Here is a 14944-nt window from a genome sequence, read left to right as displayed (position 1 = left end):
ATAATATGGACGACGACAGATCAGAGATTATGTACCTGAAGGTTCACAAAGTCCGCGGAGAGGTGATGGTGGCGGTCTGCGACCGCGACCTCCTGGGAAAGACCTTCGACGAGGGCGAGCTCTCCCTCTCGGTCGAGCCCTCCTTCTTCGGAGAGGAGGAGGCGACCGCCCGGGAGGTGGCCGAGGCGCTCGCCGGTGCCACCATAGCCAACATGGTGGGGGAGAGGGCGGTCGCCTGCGCCATCGAGACGGATAGCATCGAAGACGAGAACGTCCTGCGGATATGTGGGGTCCCCTGCGCCCAGATGGTGCGGATGTGAAAAACAGAAGCGTCTGCCCCAAATGCGGCGGACCCTCATCCCTGGGCCTCTGCGACCGGTGCCGTCTGGAGGATGCCCTCCTCCTCAAGACCCCAGAGGCAGTCGAGGTGACCGTCTGCCCCGTCTGCGGCTCCCACCTCCTCCGGGGTCGGTGGCAGAAGGCCGACGAGCCCCTGGAGGACCTCATCTCCGACGCCGTCGCTGGAGAGATCGCCACCCACCAGGATCTGGAGGATCCAGAGGTGGAGATCTCCGTCTCCAGGAAGAACCCCACCCATTACCTCGTCTCCGTCGCCGTCAGGGGAAGGTTCGGCGGCCTTTTGGCGGAGGAGGAGAAGGTCGTCGCTGCCACCGTCCGGCGTACGACCTGCGATAGGTGCAGCAGGATGGCAGGAAATTACTACGAGGCGATCGTCCAGGTGAGGGGGTCTTCTGGTCCGCCAGCCTCCTTCGAGCTCGAAGAGAGCCGGAAGATCGCCGAGGCCCGGACCGACCTCTGCCTTGAAAGAGGCGACCGCCACTCCTTCATCCAGGAGACGAAGGAGGTCAAGGGCGGGATAGACCTGGTGGTGGGATCGACCCAGCAGGGGAGATCCATCGCCAGAGCCATCCAGGACCGGTTTGGGGGAAGCTCCCAGGAGTCATACAAGCTGGTGGGGATGAGGGACGGAAAGAAGGTCTATCGGACGAGCATCCTGATCAGACTCCCCAGGCTGAAGGTCGGCGACCTGATCATGGCGGGAGGGTCCTTTCTGGAGGTGAGAGGGTTTGAGGGGAGGAGGGTGGCCACCACCTCTCTGCGGGACGGGAGAATCATATATCTTTCTGAAGAAGATTCTGAAGATGTCGTCGTCGCGGGGAACAGATCCACCGCCGAGAAGGGGGTGGTGGTGGCGGAGGACCGGGACGTTCTGGAGGTTTTGGACCCCGAGAGCTACAGGACCGTCTCCGCATCCAGGCCCGGCAGTCTGAAGGCGGGGGTTGGGGAAGAGGTCGAATTTTTGAGGTTTCAAGGGGAGATCATACTCCTCCCTCCCGGAAGAGGGGAGAAGGTGAGCTGAGCCATCTTAACCTCCACCACAAAGTTATTAAACTAGCCTTGGTCTATTTCTAGGCAAAGGCGATGCTCGCAAAGTCGGATTTTGCGAGACGGACGATCATCGAGAAGATCTTCATGCTCTGGGTGATGTATATAAATACGAATATGGATCTCATGAGGTGACGCCTCCCCTCAGATATGTCCGGATACATCCACCCCGCTTGGAGATGAATGACGATCCGATAAGCAGAAGTTCCATCATCATGATCTTCAAAATCACGAAGTTGATGCCCACCGATTGAAATAGCTAGATAGATACACGTTCACCATCAATCCTCAACGATATGATATGCTGGGGTTTTTCGGCTCCGAGTCCGAATCTATGGCAGCGCAGCATTGGCGAGTTGTAGGAGCCGCAGGTGTATTTATTTATCTATTTTAAAATTTGAGGTGTATATGATGCAGAATGTTGATACCACTAAATACGTAATTCACGCTGAGATCACGGCAGACGGGATCGTGGAGAGGCCCGACGTCGTCGGCGCCATATTCGGCCAGACAGAAGGGCTTCTGGGAAGCGACCTCGACCTCAGAGATCTCCAGAAGACCGGCAGGATCGGCAGGATCGACGTCCAGATCACGTCCAGCGGGGGCAAATCCGGCGGGACGATCTCGATACCCTCGTCCTTCGACAAGGTGGAGACGGCCATCCTCGCCTCCGCCCTCGAGACGATCGACAGGGTCGGCCCCTGCATAGCCAGGATAAAAGTCTCCAACATCGAGGACGTCAGGGCCTCCAAGAGGAGGTACGTTGTGGAGAGGGCAAAGCAGATCATCATGGAGATGTTCGACGAGAACCTCCTGGACACCCAGGGGATCACCGAACAGATCAAGCAGTCCGTCCGGGTGGAGGAGATCACCCACATCGGGCCGGACCGGCTTCCTGCAGGCCCCAACGTCCTCGACTCCGATGCCATCCTGGTGGTGGAGGGGAGGGCAGACGTCCTGAACCTCCTCCGGTACGGGATCAAGAACGCCGTAGCCGTCGGCGGGACGAACGTACCCCCCACCATCGCTGAGCTCTGCAGCAAGAAGGTGGTGACCGCCTTCACCGATGGAGACCGGGGCGGTGAGCTGATCGTCAAAGAGCTCCTCCAGGTGGCCGATATCGACTACGTCGCCAGAGCCCCCGAGGGGAAGTGCGTCGAGGACATGTCTCAGAAGGAGATCGTCCGGGCCCTCCGCCAGAAGATCCCCGTCGAGCAGGTCCTGGACTATTATAACATCAAGCCCCTATCGAAGAAGCAGCGGCGGGAGTCGACCACCAGGAGGAAGAGCCTCATCAGGGAGAGGCCTGTCCGGATCAGCAGGGGCGCGGATAGATCCGCGGAGGCAGCCCCCGTCATCCATGTCCACGAACCTTCGCAGGGGGTGGAGTTCGAGCCCGAACCCGAGATCGTCGAAGAGGGTCCTGAGGCGGTGGAGGATGGCGGCCAGTGGTTCCAGCCCCATCTCGAAGCCCTCAACGGCACCCTCACCGCCCGCCTCTTCGACCGCAACCAGAACGTCGTCCGGGAGGTGGCGGTTAGAGATCTCGCAAAAGAGCTGAAAGAGTCCAACGGTGACGTGGCAGGGGTCATCTTCGACGGGGTCGTCACCCAGAGGATCCTGGACATCGCCGCGGACAAGAACCTGGATTACCTCATCGGGGCGAAGCTCGGAAACATCGTCAAAAGCCCCCTATGCGTCAAGGTGATGACGGGAGAGGCCTGATAGAGCCCTCCGTCCATCCCCTTCTCTCCTCCCCCTCCCGGGCCTTCCCCCTGGAGGGTACGTCTACCCTTTTATCCTATGGCCCTATAACCCCCGCCATCATGGAGTTCAAGCAATGCATCGTCGTTCGGGAAGATCTGAAGCTCTCATATGGAAAGATGGCAGTCCAGGTAGCCCACGCCGCGATCCTGGCCATGGAGCGGGCGGAGAAACGGGCAGTCAGGGACTGGAAGGAGGAGGGTCAGAGGAAGATCGTCCTCAAGGCCCCCACCCTCCAGGACGTCTTCAGGCTGAGGGACGAGGCGGAGAGGGCGGGGGTCGCCTCGGCGATAGTGATCGACGCGGGTCTCACCGAGATCCCCCCAGGGACCGTCACCGCCCTGGGCCTAGGCCCCGCCCCCGCAGCCCTCCTCGACAGGATCACCGGAAGCCTGAAGCTCGTCTGATGGTGGGGGAGGGGATATGAGATGATGGAGGCTCCACCGTCCGACCGGCTCCTGGGGATGGAGCTTTACGCCACCGACTCTCCGGGATGCAAAGGTCGCCTCCGGGCCGAGATCGAGGACTTCGTCGTCGAGGAGATCTACGAGGATCAGAGCTATGAGGGGGGGCGCTACCTCGTCGTCGAGGTGGAGAAGGTCGACTGGGAGACCCACCATCTGGTCAGAGACCTCTCCCGGCAGCTCCAGATAAGCCAGAAGAGGTTCGGTTGGGCCGGGACCAAGGACAAGAAGGCCGTCACCAGGCAGAGGATGAGCATCATGTCCCTCGATGAGAAGCAGCTCCAGCGGGCGGCCCTCCCAGGAGTCAAGATAAGGGTCCTAGGAAGGTCCAACCGGGGCGTCTCCCTGGGGGACCTTCGAGGAAACCGGTTCGCCGTCCGGATAAGGGAGGTCGACCTCGACCATGAAGAAGCCGCCCGCCGCGTCGCAGCGGTGACGGGAGAGATCGAAGAGCGAGGGGGCCTGCCCAACTACTTCGGGGTCCAGAGGTTCGGGGAGGTGAGGCCCGTCACCCACCTCGTCGGGGAGGCGCTGGTGAGGGGCGACCCGGAGAGGGCGGCGATGACATACCTAGCCCTCCCCTTCCCCAGAGAGCCGGAGACGACGAGAGAGGCCCGAGGAAGGCTCCTCGCCGACCGGGACTTCGGCCGAGCCCTGAAGGAGTACCCCCTCCGCCTCCGGTACGAGAGGGCGATGATGGCCCGCCTTCTGGAGGAGGAGGACTATTCCCGCTCCTTCGACGTCCTGGCGACGAACCTCAAGAGGCTCTTCGTCCACGCCTACCAGTCCCTCCTCTACAACAGGATCCTCTCCCGGAGGATGAGGGCCGGCCTCCCCCTGGGGCGGGCGGTGGAGGGGGACGTCGTCTGCTTCTCGAAGGGGGGGCTCCCCGACGTCGACCGGCTCCAGAAGGTCGACAAATCGAACATCGCGGCGGTCAACCGCCTCGCCGAGAGGGGGAGGGCTTTTGTCACCCTCCCCCTCTTGGGCCACAAATCCGCCCTGGCCGGGGGCCTCCCCGGCGATATCGAGAGGTCGGTCCTGGAGGAGGAAGGGGTCGACCTCTCCGACTTCCGGGTCGGAGCGAACCCCGACCTCGGCTCCCCGGGCAACAGAAGGCCCGCCCTCCTCCGGGTCGAGCCCGTTGCGGAGATCGAGGATGGAGGGTCCATCCTCCTGAAGTTCGACCTTCCGGCGGGCTCTTACGCCACCGTCGTCCTCCGGGAGTACATGAAGCCTGCGGAGGGCGCAGAGGCGGACAGGTCCGTGGTCCCATCATCCGATATCTTATAGAATATAGCCCATAACCAGAAGAGGGGATAATGAGATCCTTCATTTCGAGGTGCTGATCTTTGTTGACTCTTGACGATCCATATGCTGTCGTGTACAAACAGATCCACGCCGTGGTGAAGCCCGAGGGCGACCTGGTGGAGGTCCTGGAGCGGTCATCCTGCTACGGCGGCGGGGCCTGGTCTCTCCACCACTACTCCCAGGGCCCCCTCGTCGAAAGATCCCGATCCATAGGAGAGTGGTTCCGGTATCTGGTGAGGGCCGGCAAGGCCGACATCGGCCTCGCCTCCTCCAAGAGGTCCGCGGGGATCGAGTCCGTTTTGGTCGGGGACGACGAGGTGGAGATAACCTACGCCGGCCTCGGGGGCGGAGGCGTCGGTGCGACGGTATCGAGGTCCAGGGCCGACGACGTCCTCCGGTCCTCCGTCTCCGAGTCGGGGGGCGGGAAGGTGGGGAGGGGGACGATCGTCCTCCCGCGGAGGGAGAGGATCGTCGTAGGTGTCGACGACACCGACTCCAAGACCGAAGGGGCGACTTGGTCGCTGGTCCACAACATCGCCCAGAGAGTCGACAGGCCTGAGGCGAGGTACGTCTCCCACGCCCTCGTCCAGCTATTTCCCGTCCCCACCAAGACCCAGAACTGCGTATCGACGGCGGTGGAGTTCGCCGCCCTCCCGGGGAAGGCCGATACGATGATCTCGGACTTCAAATCGCTTCTGGAGCGGTACACCGTCTCCGAGAACACCGGGATGGTCGTATACCGGGGCTTCGACCCCTCGCCCCTGATGGCGTACTCCCACCTCTGCAGGACCGAGCGGATACCCTACGAGCTGGCAGTCGAGACGGCTAAAAAGACGGGGACGAAGGCGGTCCTCGCCGGCCAGGGTCTTATAGGAGCCCTGGCGGCGATCCCCTTCTGCGGAAGGCCCATCGAGTCGGTGATCCCCGAGGTCTGAAGAGGCGATATTGTGAAGAAGGGGTGGACGGCCGCGGACGAATTGAGAGGGGCGCTCGCAGACCTCGAGGTATCCCTCCGGATCTACGTTCCCGGCTACCCCATCACCGACGCCGTCCCGGCCCTGGGAGAAGAGGCCCAGATGGCGACGAACGAGAAGGTGGCGATGGAGGTGGCCCTGGGAGCCTCGGCCGCAGGGAGGAGATCGATGGTCCTGGTGAAGCACCTGGGGGTAAACCTCCTCTCCGACCCCCTCTCCATCGCCCCTTCCCATTCTATAGGGTCGGGGCTCGTCGTCCTGGCGGGGGAGGACGTGGGGCCCAGGGGGTCTCAGGCTGAGATGGATACCAGAAACTACGGCCCCCTCTGCGAGATCCCGGTTCTGGAACCGTCCGGCCCCGGCCTTCTTCGTCCCGCCCTCGAAGAGGCCTACGCCCTATCCGAGAAGATAAGGGCCCCGGCGATGGTGAGGACGACCTTCGAGTTCGGAGGAGGGGATGGTGGACCTGAGCTCGCCCCGGCTGAGAGTTCGGCCCATCATGATGAGAGGAAGTTTGGAAGGTTTGCGACCTTCGACCGGTCGATCTGGGATCTGACGGCGAAGGGGCGCCACCAGAGGTACCGGATCGAAGCCCTCCCTCAGATGAGGTCCGCCTCCGAGAGATCAGACCTCAACCTCCTGAGAGAAGGCGGAGGGGACCTCGGGATCATAGCCTCGGGGAGGGCCGCCTCCTTCGCATCGAAGATGGACCTACCCCTCCTGGTCGTCGGCTTCTCCCACCCCCTCCCCGCAGAGATGATCCGGGAGTTCGTCTCAGAGCACGACAAAATCCTGGTGGCGGAGGAGCCCGCCCCCTTCATCGAGGCCCGCCTTTTGGCGCGCGAAGGGGTCTTCGGGAAGCTGACCGGCCACCTCCCCTGGGGGAAGATGGAGGAGGGGGATGTCGAGAGGGCGGCGGAGCTGATAGCCTCGGGAAAGAAGCCCGGCCCCGCCGCCCCGCCCCAGAGGTTCGATGAGGGGCTCGCCTCCAAGACGGTCTGCGACGACTGCCCCTACCTGCCCCTCTACGAAGCGGTTGCTGACCTTTCGGTCCCGGTGGCGGGGGACGCCGGGTGCAGCATCCGGGCGGTCAGAGCCCCTCCTGCCGCTGTGGACGTAGTCTACGGCCTGGGATCCTCGGTGGCCGTAGCCTCCGGCTTCGGCGAGAAAGGGGTCGCCATCATCGGAGACTACGCCCTCGCCCACTCCGGCCTTTTGGGGCTCATCGACGCCGTGATCAATAAGAGGGAGGTATTGGTCGTCCTTCTGAAAAACGGCGTCGCAGCGATGACGGGAGGCCAAACCGTCCCCGATATCACCCCGATCCTGGAGCGGATAGTCCCTGACCTGCGGACCATCGATCTTCCCGCGAGGCGGGATGAGATCGGCGAGGTCCTGGCCCAGGAGCTGGCGAAGGCCGGCGTCTCCCTGGTGGTGGCGAGGGGAGTCTGCCCCCGATACGATCCAGCAGCCTGATCTTACGATGCCGGTCGATCCCCGGCGCCGATGGAACCTTCCCACCCTTCGGCGAGCCAGAGGGATTCGCCGGGTTTGAGGGGAGGTCTTCAGAGGACGATCTCCGTCCCAACGCAGTTTTCGACGAACCGGTCCGGAAACTCCGCCGCAAGGGCCGAGGCGGCGGCAAAGCCGGTGCAGTGAGACGGGGCGAGGATCTCGAGGTCGAAGGACCGGAGGGCCGAGATCGTCTCTTTCAGCCTCTCTTCGCCTCCGAAACCCAGATGGGTCCCTCCGGCGACTCCAACAACCTTCTCGACCCCCGTCACCATCTTCGCATGGAGGAGGGTGTTTATCATCCCGGAGTGGGCGCACCCCAGGAGGACGAAGAGCCCCCTCTTCAGGACCAGGATCAGCGCCTGGTCGTCGGCGATGGGGTCGACTGATATCTCGCCCTCGTCAGAGACTACGACCAGATCTCTGCTCGCCGCCTCGAACTTCGTCGTCTTTGGGACCTCCCCCGTCAGCCATACCCCGGGATGGACCTCTCGGGCCGTCCTCGATAGGTCGAAGGAGGCGCCCATCCCCTCCAGATCCTCTCTTTTGAAGGGGATCCCGATCCGCCTCAGGACTCCTCGCCGCTGGGAGTACCTGGAGGCGAATATGTCGGGATGGGCGTATACGGGGACGGGCCCCGTCTCCGCAAGAAGGCTCAAAAGGCCTCCGGTATGGTCGTAGTGGCCGTGGCTGAGGGCGATGGGGACGGCTCCGAGGTCGATCCCCAGGACCCGAGCGTTGGAGACGGAGGTGGCCGTCTCGCCAGCATCGAATATCAGCTTATAGTCCCCAACCTCCACGTAAGCTGAGAAGCCGTGCTCCGCCAGGATGCCGCTTTGAAGCCCCACCGAGTTGTCGGTGAGGGTGACCAGTCTCATATTACATCTCAACTTCAAACCCCTCTATTGGCAGAGGATCTCCCTTCTTCGTTCAAAGCCTTCCCTCCGATGCCATCTCAATCCTTCCAGAAGTCGGGGATCAAGAGGACGAGGACCGTCAGGATCTCCAGCCTCCCGATCCACATGCATATGACGAGGAGGAGCTTTCCGAGGCCCGGAACTTCAGAGTAGTTGTCCGTCGGGCCGAATCGGTTCAAGCCGGGTCCGATGTTCCCCAGGGCCGAGGCGACGGCGGAGGCGGCGCTGATCATCTCCCAGTCCCGCTCGCCGCCTGATAGGCCGGCCACCTCTTCAGTCCTGAAATAAGCCTCCGTGATGTTCAGGGGCCTTCTGTCCACCTCTATCCTCTTGTTGGCGTTCAGGGGTGTGACGAAGACGGCGATCCCGGTCCCGTCCCTGGGGGTGAGGCCGACGATCTCCTCGGTCTCGCTCCAGCCGTCCCATCCGAAACATACGACCTTTCGGCCGCTGTCACCCTCGGATACGAAGCATACCATCTCCTCCGAGGGGGTCTCGTCCGCCGCGAAGGTGGAGATGGAGGCGAAGAGGACCGTCGCCGCGGCGAAGATCAGGATGTAGATGGCGATGAATATCAATATCGAGTGGAGTATGTCGTCTTTGACGGTGACCCCCTTCAGCTTTATGGCCATCACCGCCTTGGGGTGGAGCGCCTGGAAGAGCTCCCGCCTGCCGTACTTCATCGTCAGGAGGATCCGGACGAGCTTGATCCCCCCCGAGGTCGATCCGGCGCAGGCTCCCGTGAACATCAGCACCAATAAGAGGAGCTTTGCGGGCTCCGTCCAGCTGTCGTAGTCGGCAGTGGCAAAACCTGTGGAGGTGATGATGGAGACGGTCTGGAAGGCGGCGGTCCGCAGGTAGAGGCTCGCCAGAGCCAGCCCCTCTGCCTCTTCTCCTCCATCTGGGAATGACGCGTCGATCCCGCCGAAGAGGATGGCTACGGCGATGGCGACGAGGACGAGGAGGGTGTAGAACTTGAACTCGGGGTCTCTTGTCAGGCTCTTTTTATCGACGTACATCGTCCGATAGTGGAGGGCGAAGCTCGCGCCGGCGATGAACATGAAGATGAGGACGATCACCTCTATCAGGGGGCCGTTGAATCCGGGTCCGCTGTAATGGGCTATGCTATCGGCCATGGGGGAGAAGCCGCCGGTGGCGAGGGTGGAGAAGGCGGTACAGATGGCGTCGTACGCCGGCATCCCCGCCAGCATCAAGAGGAGGAACTCGGCGGCGGTGAGGACCATGTAGACCCCCCAAAGGATCTTGGCAGTCTCCCTGATCCGGGGCCTGATCATATCCTCAGAAGGTCCCGGAACCTCGGCCTTGAAGAGCTGCCGGCCCGCCACCCCCAGGTTGGGCAGGATCGCTATGAAGAGGACGATGATCCCCATCCCGCCGAGCCACTGGGTGAAGGACCTCCAGAAGAGGAGGCCGCGGTACGTCGGACCGTCCAGGTTCGATCCTCCGACGAGGGTGGCGTTGATGAGGGCTTCGGTGGAGGCCGAGACGTTCGATGCCGCCAGATCAGCGGCCTGGGAAAGGCCGCCGCCCTGGAAGAGGATCGCTGCGAGGGATGCCGCAAGGCTGCTTTCGGCGGCGGTGGCGTTGATGATGAAGAGGCCGTCGGGACCTGCCTCAGAGAGGATCGTCGCCCCCGTGGTGGTGAACCCCGACATCGACTCGAAGAGGGCGTCGATGGGGCTGAGCCCCAAGAGTATGTAGGGCAGGGCACCCACCAAAGCCGCCCCCAGCCATCCGAAGGCTACGAGGCCTAACCCCTCCTTGTTGTTGAGCTGCTCCTCGGACCCGAAGAGGTTCATGGCAGCCCCCAGGAGGAAGGTGAAGATGGAGGCGACGACGAAGGCGACCGCCCCCTCCCCCTCTCCGTAAGCGAGAGATACGACGGCGGGGATGAGCATCAACCCCCCCAGCAGCTTCAGCAGGGTGCCGAAGACCTGTAGAAAGACTCTCGACCTCATCCTTCTCCACCTCCATATGAATGGGGACCCACCGGTCCGGCCCCTTTAGGAGAACTTCCCCCCCTATTTGACGGTGGTGGTTGCGTCATCTCCGATGGTACTCCGAAAAGACCCCTCTAAGGCCCCGGCAAATTAAGGGGATAGGCCGTATCTCCTCATGGTCTCATCCCGGATCTCTCCCTCGCGGGTCCACCCCCGGAGCCTCCGGTACTCCACCAGCATCTCGTCGAGGCTGACGACCCTTCCCTTCGAGGGACCATCAGCGACCCCCTCCTCCAGGAGCCTCCTGGGGAGGGTCTCCTCAGATATCCCGGCCCCTAGGTTGAAGAGCCTCTCCAGGTTGAATATCCTCCCCCCGATCTCCAAGAGCTCCTCGGGTCCGATATCCGAGCCCTCGGCCCCGTTGTAAAGGTCGCAAGGGATTTTTTCTCCCAGGAGAGGCTGTACGAACCTGCAGAGGACCAGGGAGTCGACTAAGGCGGTCTCGTCCTGCATCCTCATCACCAGCTCCGCCTTCCCCTCGGTGGAGAACCTCTCGGCCCTACCAGAGAGCTCCGAGAGGACGGTGTACGCCCTCATGTGGCAGCCGCCCCGGTTGGAGGTGGCGTAGGCGAGCCCCATCCCCTGGGCGCCCCGGGGATCGTAGGCAGGAAGCTCGAGGCCGTGGCAGTCCATCGACGCCTCGGGGACGCCCCGACCCCTGCAGAGCCTCCTCGCTCCGGCGGCGAGCTCTTCACCCTCATCCTCCACCTCCCCGATCTTCTTTATCGTATCCAGGATCCGGGCGGGGTCGTTCCATCCACAGACCCCTTGGATCATCCCCCGATCTAAAAGCTCTGCCGCCGCAGCCATCGTCGATCCTGTAGAGATCGAATCGAGGCCGTACTGGTCGCAGAGATCTCCGGCCCTGACGATGGTGAGGAGGTCGGAGCAATCGAGGTTGGGGCCGAAGGACCAGAGGGTCTCAAACTCGGGCCCCTTGACCGTCTCCCCGCCGGGGAGCTTCGCCCAGTGGCCGCAGACGACGGGGCAGGTGGCGCAGCCTTGCCTCCCGGAGAACATATCCCGGCGGAGCCTCTCGCCGCCGACCTCTTCAGCCCTCTCGAAGGGCCACTGGGAAGCCTGGAAGTTCTTCACAGGGAGGATCCCGCTGACGTTCAAAGGGCCCAGGATCGACGCCGTCCCCGAGGAGGCGAGCCCCCAGCCTCCGGCGAGCTTCCGATCGATGAGGGACCTCGCCCTATCGACGGCGTCTTTGAACCTCCGTTCGTCCTCCACCTCCACCCTCCTCTTTCCGGAGATGACGACGGCCTTCAGGTTCTTCGAGCCCATCACCGCCCCCAGTCCGCCCCTCCCCAGGGCCCTTCTGCCGTTGACGATGACGTTGGATATGAGGGCGGACCTCTCCCCGGCGGGGCCGATGCAGGCGACCTTTCCGTGGTGCCTCTCCTCCAAGATCCTGTTCGTCTCCCCCGTCAGTTCGCCCCAGAGGTCCTGGGCACCGAGGATATCCGACCCCTCGTCGGAGACGACGAGGTAGGAGGGCGCCTCCGCCCTCCCCTGGAGGACGATGGCGTCGTAGCCCGCCCTCTTGATCCAGGGGCCGAAGAATCCGCCGCAGTTGCTGTCGGTGAGAAGGCCGGTGAGGGGAGACTTGAAGGAGGCCGAGAACCTTCCCGAGGTGGGCGCCCCGGTCCCCGATAGCGGTCCGGCGGCGAAGACGATCCTCCTCTCCGGGGCGAGGGGATCGGATCGTGGGTCTGTCTCGTCGGAGACGATCTTCACCCCCAGCCCCCTCCCCCCCACAAAACGGGCGTTTATCGACGGATCGATCCTCTCTTCTCTCGTCGTCCCCCTGGAGAGGTCCGCCCTGAGGATCAGCCCGGTGCCGCTCAATCTATCGCCTCATCAAAAATCGTATGACCAACGACCTGGAGATTTCAGAGGTCGGGATAGACTATCTCGATCTCCAGGTCGTGGATCAGCTTTCGGAGCTCGTCGCAGGAGATGGGCCGCTTGAACTCGCTGCACCTCTTCACCTTCTCGGCCAGGAGGCATATCTCGTCCCTCTTGAGGTCGTAGCCCATCTTCTTTGTGATGTACTTGAGGGCCTTGGCCCCGGTATGCTTTCCGATGATGATCCTCCTCGCCGAGCCGACCATCTCGGGGGAGTAGAGCTCGTAGGTTCGGGGCTCTTCGAGGACCGCGGCGACGTGGATCCCCGACTCGTGGGCGAAGGCGTTCTCGCCGACGACGGCCTTGTTCTTCGGCATGATCACCCCCGAGCTGCTCTGGACGAGCTTCGATAGGGGTGTGAGCTTTGTGGTGTCGTACCGGTCGACGGAGTGGTGGACCCTGAGGGCGACGAGGAGCTCCTCCAGGGGGGTGTTCCCGCTCCTCTCACCGATCCCGTTGACGGTGGTGTGGAGCTGCTTCGCCCCCGCCTCCGCCGCCGCGATGGTGTTGGCGGTGGCCATCCCCAGGTCGTCGTGGCAGTGCATGCATATGGGGATATTCACCTCCTTTTTGATCTCGCCGACGAGGTAGCCGGCGGTCCTGGGGTTGAGGATCCCCACGGTATCGGCGATGCTGACGTAATCCGCCCTGTATTCCTCCGCCTTTCTGTACAGCTTCTTCAAAAGCTCTAAGTCGGTACGGGTGGCGTCCTCCGCGCTGAACCTGACGATGAGGCCGTGATCTTTGGCGTACTCCACCGTCTCTAAGGCGCACCTGACGGCCTCGGCACAGGTCATGTGGAGCTTGTACTTGAGGTGGAGCTCTGATGTGGCTATGAAGACGCTGATCATGTCGACGTCGCACTCCAGGGCCACCTCCACGTCTTTGGGGACGGACCGAGAGAGGACCGAGATCTTGGCGTCGAGGGCGAGGTTCGTTATGTCCTGGACAGCCCTTTTTTCCGCCTCCGAGACGACGGGAAAGCCGGCCTCGATGATCTCCACCCCCACCTCGTCCAGCTTGATGGCGATATCCATCTTCTCGTCCGGCCTGAAGACGACGCCGGGCATCTGCTCACCGTCTCTCAGGGTGACGTCGCAGACCTCGACATCGATCTTCGGAGTCTTTGCGAGCTGTAAGAACTGATTGACGGAATAATCTTGCATCTGGGGATGGTATCTGACCTTCGTGGGTTAAATCGGTTTCGAGCGGGTCGGGCCGGGCCTATAAGACGGAAAAAAGAGATCTGGCCGGATCCTCCGGGAGGATCCGGGCGATAGCCAGCTGTTCCTAGGCTACGGCCATCTCCTGCCCGTTCCCGATGAACCTGTTGGGCCCCACCCTGTCTATCGCGGAGGCTGAGAGGTGAATCCCCAGATTGTTGTAGCTGATCACGTTCCCCCTGACTACGGCGTTCCCCGAATCCTCGACGGATATCCCCGAGTTGGTATTGTTGCCGATTATGCTCCTCTCGACGACGCTGTTTTCGGATTCGAGGATCTGGATCCCGTTGTCACCGTTGTTGGCCACGGTGTTCTCTATGAAACGGTTTCCTGGAGCCCTGTAGACCATGATCCCGTCGTTGACGCTGTTGGATATGATCGTCTCGGTGACGGTGTTGTTGGAGCTTGCGCCCTTCAGGTAGATCCCCCACCATCCGCTGTTCCAGATGGAGCATCCGGCGATGATATTATCGCTGGAGACGACCTCGATCCCGGCGCTGGGATACGGTCCGGCGTTGGTGACGTATAGCCCCTCAAGGACTGCCCCGCCGGCTTGGAGGACGATTCCGCTGCCGTTGCCCTGGGCGTTCACCACGGCCGCCCCTTCGCCGGTGTCTACCCCTCGAAGGGTGATCCTTTTGTCGACGATGACGTTCTCGTTATAGGTCCCGCTCCCCACCTCCACCAGATCGCCGTCGACGGCGGCGTCCACGGCCGCCTGGATGGTGGTGTAGCTGCAGCCGTTGAGACATACTTCGTGGGTCGCCGTCAAAGCCTCTCCGACCTCCACCTCGACCGTCTCGGAAACGGTCTCAGGGACGATCTCAGGAACGGTCTCAGGAACGGTCTCAGGGACGGTCTCAGGGACGGTCTCGGAAACGGTCTCAGGAACGGTCTCGGAAACGGTCTCAGGGACGGTCTCGGAAACGGTCTCAGGGACGGTCTCGGAAACGGTCTCAGGGACGGTCTCGGGGACGGTGGCGTTCACTCCGTCGGCCGTCGTCACGTCGGAGGCCCCGACGGAGACCTCATCTGGCGGAGTTGCAGCCTGCGTCGACGTTGCCGTCTCGCTCTCGGTCTCTGCGACGGACTCGGTGGCGTTCTCCTGATCGTTCGCCTCCATCTCGGGGAGAGAAGAGGTGGCGTTCTCCTGATCGTTCGCCTCCATCTCGGGGAGAGAAGAGGTGGCGTTCGCCACCAGGGCAGGGACCTCCGGCAGATCGATGGTGACGTTTGAATCGTCGCTGGAGTCCGCCGCCTGGCCCAACCCGGCACAGAGGAAGACGGCCAGGGCGATCCAGCCGACGACTCCGAGTTTGTGAGTGCGATCTTGAAGCATATTTAAACCTCTGACCTCAAGATAAAGCTGCTATGTATTAAAATTAACTTCACAATATCGAGCCGCTCTCATCAGGACCCCGTCGAGGATCTCGGCAG

At 62.5% G+C, this 14944-nt stretch carries 12 protein-coding genes; 7 read left to right on the top strand and 5 right to left on the bottom strand.

What is annotated here, in order from left to right:
* The first annotated feature begins 29 nt into the window (after positions 1 to 29).
* The 7 genes from P0O24_RS03760 to P0O24_RS03730 all read left to right on the top strand — a co-directional run bounded on the left by P0O24_RS03760 (position 30) and on the right by P0O24_RS03730 (position 7396).
* Positions 30 to 320: a DUF424 domain-containing protein gene (locus P0O24_RS03760; RefSeq protein ID WP_316968401.1), complete on the top strand. Its 291-nt coding sequence runs from the start codon at positions 30 to 32 to the stop codon at positions 318 to 320.
* Positions 317 to 1381 carry a 60S ribosomal export protein NMD3 gene (locus P0O24_RS03755; RefSeq protein WP_316968400.1) on the top strand — a complete coding sequence of 355 codons (1065 nt, stop codon included), beginning with the start codon at positions 317 to 319 and terminating at the stop codon, positions 1379 to 1381. Before P0O24_RS03760 ends, P0O24_RS03755 begins: the two co-directional genes overlap by 4 nt.
* Before the next feature lie 437 nt (positions 1382 to 1818).
* On the top strand, positions 1819 to 3132 hold the full coding sequence (dnaG, locus tag P0O24_RS03750) for a DNA primase DnaG (RefSeq protein WP_394356679.1): 1314 nt from the start codon (positions 1819 to 1821) through the stop codon (positions 3130 to 3132).
* Positions 3133 to 3233: 101 nt separating this feature from the next.
* Positions 3234 to 3578, top strand: a complete 345-nt coding sequence (gene pth2, locus P0O24_RS03745) for a peptidyl-tRNA hydrolase Pth2 (RefSeq protein ID WP_316968398.1) — start codon at positions 3234 to 3236, stop codon at positions 3576 to 3578.
* A 21-nt stretch (positions 3579 to 3599) separates the two neighbouring features.
* Positions 3600 to 4928, top strand: a complete 1329-nt coding sequence (gene truD, locus P0O24_RS03740; protein ID WP_316968397.1) for a tRNA pseudouridine(13) synthase TruD — start codon at positions 3600 to 3602, stop codon at positions 4926 to 4928.
* Between the two features lie 62 nt (positions 4929 to 4990).
* Positions 4991 to 5881 (top strand): methanogenesis marker protein 11, encoded by an 891-nt coding sequence (gene mmp11 / locus P0O24_RS03735; protein WP_316968396.1) that lies wholly within the window; start codon positions 4991 to 4993, stop codon positions 5879 to 5881.
* 12 nt (positions 5882 to 5893) lie between these two features.
* On the top strand, positions 5894 to 7396 hold the full coding sequence (locus P0O24_RS03730; protein ID WP_316968395.1) for a thiamine pyrophosphate-dependent enzyme: 1503 nt from the start codon (positions 5894 to 5896) through the stop codon (positions 7394 to 7396).
* Between the two features lie 89 nt (positions 7397 to 7485).
* Here P0O24_RS03730 and P0O24_RS03725 read toward each other — a convergent pair whose 3' ends face one another.
* From P0O24_RS03725 to P0O24_RS03705, 5 genes are all read right to left on the bottom strand, one after another.
* Entirely contained in the window at positions 7486 to 8310 is an 825-nt protein-coding gene (locus tag P0O24_RS03725; protein WP_316968394.1) for an MBL fold metallo-hydrolase, read from the bottom strand.
* Between the two features lie 77 nt (positions 8311 to 8387).
* Entirely contained in the window at positions 8388 to 10328 is a 1941-nt protein-coding gene (locus P0O24_RS03720) for a TrkH family potassium uptake protein (RefSeq protein WP_316968393.1), read from the bottom strand.
* Positions 10329 to 10460: 132 nt separating this feature from the next.
* On the bottom strand, positions 10461 to 12224 hold the full coding sequence (locus tag P0O24_RS03715) for an aldehyde ferredoxin oxidoreductase family protein (protein ID WP_316968392.1): 1764 nt from the start codon (positions 12222 to 12224) through the stop codon (positions 10461 to 10463).
* A 44-nt stretch (positions 12225 to 12268) separates the two neighbouring features.
* Entirely contained in the window at positions 12269 to 13450 is a 1182-nt protein-coding gene (locus P0O24_RS03710) for a homocitrate synthase family protein (RefSeq protein WP_316968391.1), read from the bottom strand.
* Positions 13451 to 13574: 124 nt separating this feature from the next.
* Entirely contained in the window at positions 13575 to 14846 is a 1272-nt protein-coding gene (locus tag P0O24_RS03705) for a right-handed parallel beta-helix repeat-containing protein (RefSeq protein WP_316968390.1), read from the bottom strand.
* Positions 14847 to 14944 lie beyond the last annotated feature (98 nt).

This window comes from Candidatus Methanocrinis alkalitolerans (genome assembly GCF_029167205.1).
Classification (GTDB): Archaea; Halobacteriota; Methanosarcinia; order Methanotrichales; family Methanotrichaceae; genus Methanocrinis; species Methanocrinis alkalitolerans.
The sequence above is the reverse complement of the archived record's forward strand: the minus strand, read 5'-3'. Positions and strand labels throughout refer to the sequence as shown.